This window comes from Saccharibacillus deserti (genome assembly GCF_013618475.1).
GTDB classification, from domain to species: domain Bacteria; phylum Bacillota; class Bacilli; order Paenibacillales; family Paenibacillaceae; genus Saccharibacillus; species Saccharibacillus deserti.
Map to the genome: position 1 here is coordinate 239,840 of NZ_JABJVN010000001.1, position 12,058 is coordinate 251,897.

At 57.3% G+C, this 12,058-nt stretch carries 10 protein-coding genes; all 10 read left to right on the plus strand.

All coding sequences use genetic code 11. From position 1 onward, the window contains the following. Window positions 1–162 precede the first annotated feature (162 nt). The 10 genes from mraZ to HOP44_RS01105 all read left to right on the plus strand — a co-directional run bounded on the left by mraZ (window position 163) and on the right by HOP44_RS01105 (window position 12,014). Window positions 163–600: a division/cell wall cluster transcriptional repressor MraZ gene (gene mraZ / locus HOP44_RS01060; RefSeq protein WP_172249788.1), complete on the plus strand. Its 438-nt coding sequence runs from the start codon at window positions 163–165 to the stop codon at window positions 598–600. Between the two features lie 46 nt (window positions 601–646). Next, window positions 647–1,603, plus strand: a complete 957-nt coding sequence (rsmH, locus tag HOP44_RS01065) for a 16S rRNA (cytosine(1402)-N(4))-methyltransferase RsmH (RefSeq protein ID WP_172249790.1) — start codon at window positions 647–649, stop codon at window positions 1,601–1,603. A gap of 23 nt (window positions 1,604–1,626) precedes the next feature. Beyond that, window positions 1,627–2,028, plus strand: coding sequence for a hypothetical protein (locus HOP44_RS01070; protein ID WP_172249792.1), 402 nt, complete (start codon window positions 1,627–1,629; stop codon window positions 2,026–2,028). 85 nt (window positions 2,029–2,113) lie between these two features. Continuing rightward, window positions 2,114–4,504 (plus strand): penicillin-binding transpeptidase domain-containing protein, encoded by a 2,391-nt coding sequence (locus tag HOP44_RS01075; RefSeq protein WP_172249794.1) that lies wholly within the window; start codon window positions 2,114–2,116, stop codon window positions 4,502–4,504. Window positions 4,505–4,613: 109 nt separating this feature from the next. After that, window positions 4,614–6,101, plus strand: a complete 1,488-nt coding sequence (locus tag HOP44_RS01080) for a UDP-N-acetylmuramoyl-L-alanyl-D-glutamate--2,6-diaminopimelate ligase (RefSeq protein WP_172251489.1) — start codon at window positions 4,614–4,616, stop codon at window positions 6,099–6,101. Then, the gene (locus tag HOP44_RS01085) at window positions 6,101–7,513 is read left to right on the plus strand and encodes a UDP-N-acetylmuramoyl-tripeptide--D-alanyl-D-alanine ligase (RefSeq protein ID WP_172251491.1); all 1,413 of its coding nucleotides are present in this window, start codon (window positions 6,101–6,103) and stop codon (window positions 7,511–7,513) included. The genes HOP44_RS01080 and HOP44_RS01085 overlap by 1 nt, the downstream gene beginning before the upstream one ends. A gap of 7 nt (window positions 7,514–7,520) precedes the next feature. Then, window positions 7,521–8,486: a phospho-N-acetylmuramoyl-pentapeptide-transferase gene (mraY, locus tag HOP44_RS01090; protein WP_172249796.1), complete on the plus strand. Its 966-nt coding sequence runs from the start codon at window positions 7,521–7,523 to the stop codon at window positions 8,484–8,486. A 4-nt stretch (window positions 8,487–8,490) separates the two neighbouring features. Beyond that, a complete protein-coding gene (murD, locus tag HOP44_RS01095; protein ID WP_172249798.1) occupies window positions 8,491–9,924 on the plus strand; it encodes a UDP-N-acetylmuramoyl-L-alanine--D-glutamate ligase in 1,434 nt (477 codons plus the stop codon). Window positions 9,925–9,940: 16 nt separating this feature from the next. Beyond that, window positions 9,941–11,074, plus strand: coding sequence for an undecaprenyldiphospho-muramoylpentapeptide beta-N-acetylglucosaminyltransferase (gene murG, locus HOP44_RS01100; RefSeq protein ID WP_172249800.1), 1,134 nt, complete (start codon window positions 9,941–9,943; stop codon window positions 11,072–11,074). A gap of 166 nt (window positions 11,075–11,240) precedes the next feature. Further along, entirely contained in the window at window positions 11,241–12,014 is a 774-nt protein-coding gene (locus tag HOP44_RS01105; RefSeq protein WP_172249802.1) for a cell division protein FtsQ/DivIB, read from the plus strand. Window positions 12,015–12,058 lie beyond the last annotated feature (44 nt).

The window sequence follows — 12,058 nt, forward strand, 5'->3', positions numbered from 1 at the left end:
TTTTTGCGGAAAAGGGAGAATAGGACTGAAAAAAACGCAAAATCGGGCGAAAAAACGTGTAATTTGCAGAAGGACTTTGATTTCGTGCGTCGAATCTATTATGCTGTAAGTGGTGGAAAGTGGTATGAAGTGGAGGAATGCGGGCGAGGAGTGGGTCAAGCGATGTTGATGGGCGAATACAAACATAACATCGATGACAAAGGCCGTCTGATCATGCCGGCCAAATTCCGCGAAAAGCTGGGCAGGGCCTGCATCGTCACGCGGGGACTCGACCAGTGCCTTTTTGTTTACTCCGAGCAGGAATGGGAACTTCTTGAACGCAAGCTGGCTAATCTGCCCTTGATGAAAGCCGACGCGCGCGCCTTCAACCGTTTTTTCTTCTCGGGAGCGGCAGAATGCGAATGGGACAAACAAGGACGGGCCCAACTGCCCGCCAATTTGCGGGAGTATGCGCAGTTGGACAAAGAATGCGTCGTGATTGGCGCAGGAAGCCGGGTAGAGATTTGGAGCCGGGACAATTGGGACCGCTATTATAAGCAGTCGGAAGAGTCTTTCGGCGAGATTGCGGAGAAGCTTTCCGATTTCGACATCGACTTTTAACAGGAATATCCAATAATTCGACAAGGTACGTTTGGGGGATACGAGATTGTTTCATCACATTACAGTGCTTAAGGAAGAAGCGGTCGAAGGCTTGAATATCAAGCCGGACGGCATTTACGTCGACTGCACGCTGGGCGGAGCCGGACACAGTTCGCTGATCGCTTCCAAGCTTGGCGAAGGCGGCAGGCTGATTGCGCTGGACCAGGACGATTGGGCGCTTGATAACGCACGCGAGAAGCTGTCTGCCTACGCGGACCGCGTAACGCTCGTCAAGACCAACTTCCGCGAGCTGGAACATGCGCTGCGCGAAGCGGGCGTTCCGCGAGACGAAGACGGCATACCGAAAGTCGACGGCTTTTTGTTCGACCTCGGCGTATCTTCGCCGCAGTTCGACGAAGGTTCCCGGGGATTCAGCTACAATCACGAAGCTCCGCTCGATATGAGAATGGACCAGTCTTCGGAACTGACGGCAAGGACGATCATCAACGAGTGGCCGGAAGAAGAAATCACCCGCATTTTGTACCGCTACGGCGAAGAGAAGTTTTCCCGCCGGATCGCAGGCAAAATCGGACAGCATCGCGCCAAGCAGCCGATCGAGACGACGACCGAGCTTGCGGAGATTATCAAGGAAGGCATTCCGGCCGCGGCCAGAAGAACAGGCGGCCATCCGGCCAAACGGAGCTTCCAGGCGCTCCGCATCGCGGTAAACGACGAGCTTTCCGCGTTCGAAGATGCGCTGCACGCCGCGGTTCGCTGCACGGCGCTGGGCGGGCGGATCAGCGTCATTACTTTCCATTCGCTCGAAGACCGGATCTGTAAACAGATTTTGCTGGGTTATACGGGCAAAAACGTCGCTCCGCCGGGCTTCCCGGTCGAAGTGTACGAAGGTCCCAACAGTATCAAGTTAATCAACCGCAAACCTGCGCTGCCGACCGAAGAGGAGATCGAACAAAATCCCCGGGCCCGTTCGGCCAAGCTGCGGGTAGCGGAGAAAACGAAATAATTCCAGGAAGAGGAGATTGATCAATGGCACAGACACGCGGAAATCTGGCGATCCGGGAACGGGAGAAGCAGCAGACCTCACAGCAGTACCGGCAAAAGACGACGGTTGTGACCCGCCGGGTCGAGCTCCCGATGCGGGAAAAAATGCTTTATTTGACCAGTGTTCTTATTGCGGTCGCTCTGTGCAGCATCGTCGCTTGGCGGTATGTACATATCTACGATCTGAACCATCAAATCGCAACGGTTCAGAGCGAGACGAATCAGATCAAAAAAGATATCGCGCAAGCGGAACGGGACAAGCAGGTGCTGCGTCAGGCGATCGTGCCTACGGCGCTTGCCCAGGGCCTCATTCAGGCAACGGACCACGAACCGATCTTTGTCGACCGCCGCAGCGGTGAAGAAACCAAGCCGGACGCGAACAATTAGACGTGGATAGGAAAGGCTGAGGCGCCGCTTGGCGTCCGGCCCCGCGCCAAGGCGCGGAAGGAAACGGGCAGGAGGTTCCAACGCCATGCTGACAAAAAGAGTGAAAATGCGTACGCTTTTAATCGGAGGGGTAGTCACCCTCTTTTTTCTCGTTCTGGTCGGCCGGATCTTTTTCCTTCAGGTCGTGCAGGGGGACTTCTGGCATGCCACAGCCGTAGACCAGTGGTCGGCTTCCAAAGTGCTGCGTGCCGAACGTGGGGCCATTACGGATCGCAACGGCAAAGAACTGGCCGTCGATTCGCCTGCTTATTCGGTCGTGGTAGAACCCAATATCATTAATCAGCGCGGCACGGCAGATGAAGTGGTCGAGATTCTGCACGACAAACTGGGCGTAGACGAATCCAAGCTGCGCAAGCTTGTGTCGCGCACATATGAGAAAGACAGCGAGACAGGCAGCTACAAAAAAGGCGATTACAGCGTATGGGTCGAAGTCCGCCCTCAAGGCTGGAAGATCGACGGAGATCTCAAAGCCGAGATCGAAACGGAGATTGTCTCGCTGCGCAAAGAAAAAGGGTTGAACAAAAATGCCGATATCGGCATCGTATTCGACAATCAAATCAAGCGCTTCTATCCGCAGCATACGCTGGCGGCGAACGTACTCGGCTTCGTCGACAACGACGGCAAACCGAAATACGGCATCGAATCCTATTTTGAGAAAGACCTGCAGGGCATCGACGGGAAAATCGTTTATCAAAGAGACGCCAAAGGCGTCGAACTGCCGGATGCGAAAAGTGAAATTATAGCGCCGAAAGACGGTACCTCGATCCAACTGACGCTCGACAGTACAATCCAGTATTATGCCGAGCAGGCGGCGAAGAAAGCTTTTGAGAAATACCAGCCTAAAAGCGTATCTGTCATCGCTGCCGATCCGAACACTATGGATATTTTGGCAATGGTCAATATGCCGACATTCGATCCGAATAGTTACTCGGACACGAAAGCCCTGGAAGATTTCAACAACCTAGCTGTAACCGCCATGTATGAGCCTGGATCGACATTCAAAATCGTGACGTTGTCCGCAGCCGTACAGGAAGGGAAATTCGATCCCAACGCCCCCTATGAGTCCGGGGTAATCCGAGTCGGCGGAAGAAACATTCACGACGTCGGACACGGATGGGGACCGATTACTTATTTGCAGGGAGTCAAACATTCCAGCAACGTGGCTTTTGTCAAATTGGGCATGGAAATGGTCGGAACGAAGAAACTCGCCGAATATATCAAAAACTTCGGGTTTGGCGAAAAAACGGGCATTCAGCTTCCCGGAGAGCTGGCCGGCACGATGAACGTAACGGAAAACAGCCCGCTTGGCGATCAGGCTTCCATTACGTTCGGACACAACGTCTCGGTAACGCCGATTCAACAAATTGCCGCCATTTCCGCAGTGGCAAACGGAGGACATCTGCTTACGCCGCATATCGTCAAGTCCAAAAGCAATCCGCTCACCGGCGAAGTGCAGAAAATGAACGAAGTTGACAAAGTTCGAGATGTCATCACTCCGGAAACGGCCAAAGCGGTCAGCGGGTATCTGGAACAGGTCGTTTCCGACCAAGAGATTGGTACAGGCCGCAATGCTTATATTCCGGGTTACCGGGTAGCCGGCAAGACCGGTACGGCCGAAAAAACGGGCGCGGTTAAAGTGGACGGAAGCACTTACGACAAAACGCGTTCCGCCGTTTCCTTTATCGGTTACGCACCGGCCGACGATCCGAAAATCGCGATTTTCGTCATGCTTGACGAACCGAGCGTTCCGAATGCGAGCGGAGGCCGAATCGCGGCACCGATCGCCAAAGAAATCCTGTCGCAAACGCTGGAATACATGGGAGTTCCGAAGAAATTCTCCGATACCGAAATCCAGAGCGAAAGCAAGAGCAAGGAAAGCGGAGATACGCTGCTCAAAGTCACCGCTCCCGATCTGATCAAAATGAATATTCAGGATGCCAAAGACAAGCTGCTGGACGAAGGTCTCGCCTACGAGCAGATTGGCGCCGGCAAGGCGGTACTGGAACAGTATCCGGCTGCAGGCAGCGCCATGTACGCGGGGCAGAAGATTTATTTGTTGACCGAGAACAAGGAAGAGATGAACGTGCCCGATCTGACCGGGTTGTCGCTGCGCGACGCGGTGGATATTCTGGCTCTGCTGGACGTGTCGATCAGCACCAAAGGATCGGGCTACGTAGCTTCGCAAAAGCTGACCAAAGATACGGAAGGCAACCGGGTCGTCGTTCTTGCGCTCAAGTCGGCGGAATCTACGGTAACCGGGAAAGACGATCCGGACTTTGAAGATCTCTCGATCGGCGGCGAGACAGTAGCCGGGGATCCGGATGCAGATGCCGGGACCACGGAACCGCAGGTCGAAGGCGGAACGGTGGCTCCGGTCGATCCGGCACCGGAAAGCGACGCCGCCCCGCTCAACTAAGGCGCCAGCACAGCCCGGGCCTGCCATTGGCAGGCTCGGGCGTTTTGCGGCCCGGGCATGAAGAGATCCGATCGACAATGACTACAATCACAAAGGAGAGAGCAAAATGATGCGACTGCAGGAATTGGCGGCTCAGCTGCTGACCGCCCGATTGATCGGCAGCGGGGAAACGGAATGTACAGGAATCGAGATCGACTCGCGAAAGGTCGCCGCAGGCGATCTCTTCATCTGTCTGCCTGGATTTACGGTGGACGGACACGATTATGCGAAGCAGGCCGAAGAACGCGGGGCGGCGGCTCTTGTCGTCGAGCGCAAGCTCGATACGGATTTGCCCCAACTGCTCGTACGCGACAGCCGAACGGCTATGGCCGTGCTGGCCAATGTGTTCTTCGATGAACCGAGCCGCAGAATGCGGATGATCGGCGTGACCGGAACAAACGGCAAAACGACCACAACCTATCTGATCGAGCGGATCATGCAGGATCATGGAGTCAAGACGGGCTTGATCGGCACGATCCAGATGCGTTACGACGGCGAAACGTTCCCGATGTCGGGCACTACGCCGGAATCGCTTGGTCTGCAGCGCTCCTTGGCGGATATGGCCGGCCGCGGAGTGGAATGCTGCATCATGGAAGTTTCTTCGCATGCCCTGGAACAGGGCCGGGTGAAAGGTACGGATTACCGTACGGCGGTCTTCACCAACCTCACCCAGGATCATCTGGATTATCATCATTCCATGGAAGAATACCGGGCCGCCAAAGGACTGTTTTTCTCCCGGTTGGGCAATGCGCTGCCGGCCGATTCGTCGCAGCGCAAATATGCCGTGCTGAATGCGGACGACGAAGCTTCGGCGGAATATGCCAAAGTAACGGCGGCCGAAGTGGTGACTTACGGCGTCGAGCGCGACTGCGACGTGCGGGCTTCGGCGATCAAGATCACGGCGCAGGGTACTTTCTTCCATGTCGATACGTTCAAGGGTTCCGCGGACATCCAACTGCGGATGGTCGGCAAGTTTAACGTATACAATGCGCTGGCGGCCGTAACGGCAGCCTTGGTCGAAGGCGTGGAGCTGACGGATATCAAAAACAGTCTGGAAGCGGTAGCTGGCGTCGACGGACGCGTCGAGGCGGTAGATGCCGGACAGCCTTTCGCCATTATCGTGGATTACGCCCATACGCCGGACGGACTGGAAAATGTACTGCGCACCGTAGTCGAGTTCGCGGAGAAGCGGGTGCTGTGCGTATTTGGATGCGGCGGCGACCGCGACCGGACCAAGCGTCCGATCATGGGCCGTATTGCCGTCAAATACAGCGATCTGGCTTTTGTGACTTCGGATAATCCGCGTACGGAAGATCCCGATGCGATTCTGCGGGATATCGAAGCGGGACTGCTCGAGGACGGAGTGGATCCGAGCCGTTATACGCTTGTCGTGGACCGGGCGGAAGCAATCCGCCGGGCCGTAGCGGAAGCGCAGCCCGGCGATGTGGTTCTGATTGCGGGCAAAGGCCATGAAACGTACCAGTTGGTCGGCAAACAAGTGCTGGACTTCGACGATCGGATCGTCGCGGCGGAAGCGGTAAGGGGAGTCGCGAAGTGATCGAACGGACACTCGGCCAGATCGCCGACATGTGTGGAGGGCGTCTGATCGGAACCGCCTCCGCGCAGGAACCCATCCAGGGAGTCGTGATCGACTCCCGCAAGCTCGTCGAACGCTGCCTGTTCGTTCCGCTGGGCGGAGCGAACGTGGACGGCCACGAATTTGTGGAAGGCGCCCTGCAGGCCGGAGCGGCAGCGTCCTTTTGGCAAAAAGACCGCGCAAATGCTCCGGCAGGAAACCTGATCGAAGTGGACGACGTGCTGGAAGCCCTTCAGACGCTGGCCGGCGCCTATCTGCAGGCCAGCGGCGCCAAAGTCGTCGGCATTACGGGCAGCAACGGAAAGACCACGACCAAGGACATGGTGTTTTCGCTGCTGAACACCTCGCTGAGCGTGCATAAAACGCAAGGGAACTTCAATAATCATCTGGGTCTGCCGCTTACGCTGCTGCAGATGCCGGAAGATACGCAGGTTGTCGTTCTGGAAATGGGCATGAGCGACTTGGGCGAGATCGCGAGACTCGCGCAAATCGCGCCGCCGGATGTGGCGATCGTTACGAATATCGGCGAGTCGCATCTGCTGAATCTCGGCAGCCGCGAGAATATTGCGCGTGCCAAGCTGGAGATCGCTTCGGGAGCCAAGCCCGGCGCTTTGCTTATCTACAACGGGGACGAACCGCTGATTCCTCCGATCCTGGAAGAACTCGCAGACAGCCTGCCGGCAGGCCTGCGGACGTTCACTTTCGGTCTGGGATCAGACAACGACGATTATCCGCTCGGCATGATGCAGGTAAGCGGCGGGATGACCTTCTCGGCCCGCAGCCAAGAAGACATCGGGTTCTCGCTGCCCGTGCCGGGCAGTCATAATGTAACCAATGCTCTGGCTGCCCTGGCGGCGGCGCGCGAATTCGGCGTCGACGCTTCGCGGATGCAAGGAGGGCTGGCCGATCTGCAGCTCACGGGAATGCGAATCGAGCGCTTGACGAGCGTGTCGGGGCTGACCATTTTGAACGACGCCTACAATTCCAGCCCGACTTCGGCACGTGCAGCGATCGACGTGCTTCAGGGGCTGGACGGCTGCGCCTCGAAAGTGCTGGTACTTGGCGATATGCTCGAACTTGGACCGGACGAACAGGAGTATCACCGCGAAATCGGCCGCTATGCCGCACGGGCGGGATTCGACGCGATCTACGCCTACGGCCCGCTGTCGGCGTATGCCGCGGAAGGCGCCCGGGAAACGCCGGGAGCGGGCAGCGTTTACGCGTTTACGGACAAAGCCGCAATGATCGCGCATCTGCAGGCTTTGCTGAAGCCCGAAGACGCGGTGCTTTTCAAAGCTTCGCGGGGAATGCGGCTGGAAGAAGCGGCTTATGCGCTGCGTGACGCGACTTTGACCGGGGAAAACGGAGCTTGAGCGGATCATGGACTTACAACTGCTGGTTCTGACCGCCGCCGTTTCTTTTGTTCTTGCACTGCTGGCCGGGCCTTTGTGCATTCCGCTGCTGCAGCGTCTGAAGTTCGGGCAGCAGGTACGCGGAGAAGGACCGCAGGCCCATCTCAAAAAGGCGGGTACGCCGACTATGGGCGGAATCGTCATTCTGCTTGCTTTTACACTGGCGTTCGCCAAGTTTTCCGTCGTCAATACCGAGTTTTATGTCGTGCTGACGGCAACGTTGGGGTTTGGCCTGATCGGTCTGCTGGACGATTGGATTAAAATTGCCAAAAGGCGCTCCATGGGCCTGACGTCGCTGCAAAAACTGGCCGGCCAGCTGTTTTTCTCGGCGATTGTCTGTGCGCTTCTGATCCGTTCGGGGCACGGCACGGGCTTGTCGATTCCGGGAACTTCGATCGTTTTTGATGGAGGAGCCGGGTTCTACTATCCGTTTATCGTCATCATGCTGCTGGCCATTTCCAACGCGGTCAACTTCACCGACGGCGTGGACGGCCTGCTGTCTTCCGTCAGCGCACCCGCGTTCGGCGCCTATGCGCTGATCGCGATGCAGGCGACACAGTTTCCCGCGGCGCTGGGATCTTCCGCGATGGCCGGAGCGGTCCTTGGTTTTCTGGTTTATAACGCGCATCCGGCCAAAGTGTTTATGGGCGACACGGGTTCGCTCGGGATCGGCGGAGCGCTTGGCGCCGTGGCGATTCTGACGAAGCAGGAGCTGCTGTTTCTGCTGATCGGCGGAGTCTTCGTGATCGAAATGCTGTCCGTCGTTCTCCAGGTGCTATCGTTCAAAACGCGCGGCAAACGGATTTTTAAAATGAGTCCGATTCATCATCACTATGAGCTGTCCGGCTGGTCGGAGTGGCGGATTGTCGCCGTTTTCTTCGGTGTCTCCCTGATTCTGGCCGCGCTCGGACTGTATCTCGGCAAGGGGTTGTAGAGACATGGAACATCCAGAAAAGTACGCGAACCGCGAAGTCGTCGTGCTGGGCTTGGCCCGCAGCGGCGTATCCGCGGCCAAAACGATGCACGCTTTCGGCGCGAAAGTGACGGTTAATGACCGGAAAACCCGCGAAGAAAGTCCCGAAGCGTCCGTATTGGAAGAAATGGGCATCCCCGTGATCTGCGGCGGTCATCCCGACGATCTGATTCATCCCGGAGTTTCCCTGGTAATTAAGAATCCGGGCATTCCTTATTCTTCGCCTCCCGTTGCCGCGGCTCTTGAGCTCGGGATCGAAGTCGTGACCGAAGTTGAAGTGGCTTACCATCTGTCGGCCGCTCCGATGATCGGCATCACCGGTTCGAACGGCAAAACGACGACGACAACCTGGATCGGCAGCATGCTGGAAGCGGCGGGATTGAAACCGATCGTAGCCGGCAATATCGGCACGCCGCTCTGCGACGCTTCGCTCGAGGCGGATGCCGACAATTGGCTGGTCGTCGAACTCAGCAGCTTCCAGCTCAAAGGAACGCGCGACTTCGCGCCGAGAATCGCCTGCCTGCTGAACGTGGCGGAGACGCATCTGGATTATCACGGTTCGATGGAAGATTACTCTTCTTCCAAAGCGAAAATCTTTGCGAACCAGACGCCGGAAGATACGAGTATCGTCAACTGGGACGACCCGTTCTGCCGCGAATTGGTGCCTTATCTCAAAGGAAGCGTGCTTCCTTTCTCCATGACGGAGGAATTGGTGCTTGAAGGCGTGTATGCGAGCCCCGCTTACCCGGTGAACGGGGAATCCGATTCGGTCGACCGCCATATCGTGTACCGCGATGCCGCGGGAATTGTGCACAACATTGTCCGCACGTCCGAGATCTCTATTCTGGGCACCTACAACGTGGCCAATGCCCTGGCGGCTTGCGCCGCGGCGATTGCGGCGGGCGTAAGCCCTTCTGCGCTCCGCGAGCCTCTTGTGTCTTTCCGTGGAGTCGAGCATCGCCTGGAAGCGGTGGGAGAAGTGGACGGCATTTTGTATTACAACAATTCGAAAGCGACCAATTCCATAGCGACGCTGTCGGCGTTGGCCGAGTTCGAGCGGCCCGTTGTGCTGATTGCGGGCGGACTCGATCGGGGTTCCGATTACGAAGAGCTGCTGCCGGCTCTGCAAACGCAAGTAAAAGCGCTGGTGACGATCGGTGAGACCCGTGAAGTCATTGCGGGCGTTGCGCGCCGGGCGGGGCTGGACAAGGTAGCGGTCATCGAACCCCAGGCCGATGCGGCGGACACGCTCCGAACAGCCGTACGCGAAGCGCAGCGTCTGGCGGAAGCCGGAGACGCGGTGCTGCTGTCTCCGGCCTGCGCAAGCTGGGATATGTTCGCTTCGTTCGAAGAGCGGGGCCGGATTTTTAAAGAAGCGGTTCGTTCGACATCCGAGTAGACGGGGAGGATATCGTATGCGCGTCGTATTGACCGGCGGCGGGACGGGGGGACATATCTATCCCGCTCTCGCTATCGCCGAACAGTTGAAAGCGGACAAACCCGATATCGAGTTTCTGTATATCGGAGGCAAACGGGGACTGGAAAACACCATCGTACCCGAGTCGGGGATTCCATTCGAAACGCTCGACATCACGGGCTTTCGCAGAAGTCTCTCGGCCGACAATATCAAGACGGTGCTGCGCTTTCTGCGCGGTGTCCAGGCGTCGTCGGAACTGCTCGAGAAATTCAAGCCGGACGTCGTCGTCGGGACCGGCGGTTATGTCTGCGGGCCTGTCGTGTATGCGGCGCACAAGCTGCGCATCCCGACACTCATTCATGAGCAAAATGCGATTCCGGGGCTGACCAACCGTTTCCTGAGCCGCTATGTCAGTACGGTAGCGGTCAGCTTTGACGGGACGCAGCACCAGTTCCCAAAAGCCAAGCGGATCATGTACAGCGGCAATCCGAGAGCGACGACGGTGCACCGGGCCGATGCGGCCGAAGGGTTCCGTCTGCTGGGTCTGCCCCAAGGGACGCCGGTTGTGCTCGTAGTGGGCGGCAGCATCGGAGCAAAAGCGATCAACGAAGCGATGCTGCAGATGGTGCCCGATATCATGCGCATGCCGGATGTGCATTTTGTCTATGTGACGGGCAAACGCTATTACGAAGAAGCGGTAAGAAGCCTGGACGAAGCGCCTTGGGTAACGCCGTCCAATCTTCATGTGCTGCCTTATGTGGAGCGTATGCCGGAAGTGCTGGCTGCGTCCATGCTCGTGGTCAGCCGGGCAGGCGCTTCATTTTTGGCGGAAGTGACTTCGCTCGGGATTCCCGCCGTTCTGATTCCTTCTCCCAACGTGACCAACAACCACCAGGAAGTTAACGCACGGGCATTGGAGGAAGACGGGGCCGCGATCGTGATCTTGGAGCGCGAGCTGGACGGAGCCGCTTTGTTCGGAGCCGTGGAAGCGGTCGTACGTGACGAATACCTGTGCAGCGGAATGGCCGAGCGGTCCAAAAAACTGGGCAAGCCCGATTCGGCGCAGGTGATTGCCGCCGAGCTCCGTAAGCTTGCCGTCCGGGCGCAGGCGATTCGCCGGGGGATGCTGTGAGCCGTCTTGTCTTTGCCATAGGGCGCGGCACGTGTATAATGAACGTAACACAAAATTCCTTCGTTCCATGGACGTTGCGAATTCCGCGTACTGCGCAATTAACCGTTCTGCTCCGATCTTTGCTTGTCGAAGAAAAGGAGACCGGGCGGCCGGATGGAGAATGGCCATGCTTAAAGTAGTCAAACCGATCGAACAGGAAGAGCAGGAAAGTCGCAGACCGCGCCGCCGGGGACGATGGAAACTTTGGTTCGTCCTTATTCTGCTGCTGGCGGCCATACTTAGCGTGGTCTTTTTCCAATCTCCGCTGAGCCGTATCCAGCAGATCGAAGTCGAAGGCAATGTGTATGTCGACCGTTCGGCGGTGATCGAGGCGGCGGGCCTGCGTATCGGAGGACAATTCTTCGCTTCGAGTTCGTCGAATGTCGAGCAGCGAATCGTGTCGAATTTGAGAGCGGTCGAGGGGGCGACGGTGAAAAAGCGGTTTCCCGGGAAGATTCTGCTTACCGTCGACGAATACGATCCGGTGGCTTACGAACTGCTGGAAGACGGCAGCATCCAGGCGCTGCTCGGCAGCGGTGCCGAGATTCCGCTTCGCGATCAGGGCCTGCCCGCGGAGAAGCCCATGCTGACCGAATGGGCAGGAAAAGAAGAGCAGAAAGCCGCACTCTGCCGCGCTTTGGCTTCGGTGCCGGACAGTCTGCTGTCCGATTTGTCGGAGATTATGCCGTTTCCGGCTCCTTCTTTCCCGGACAAAATCAAGGTGTATACCCGTTCGCGCTTTGAAGTGGAGACCACCATCTCCCTGCTGAAAGACAAGCTCGAAATTCTGGGAGGTATCACCGAAACCCAGAACCCGGGCAAGATCAAACTGCTCGAAGCCGACGACTTTGTTCCTTTCATCCAGTCGGAAACCGAAGAGGAAGGCGGAGAGACTCCTTAACCTCCGCTACTCCCCTGACTTAAAAGATGCTATAATGTGTGCTG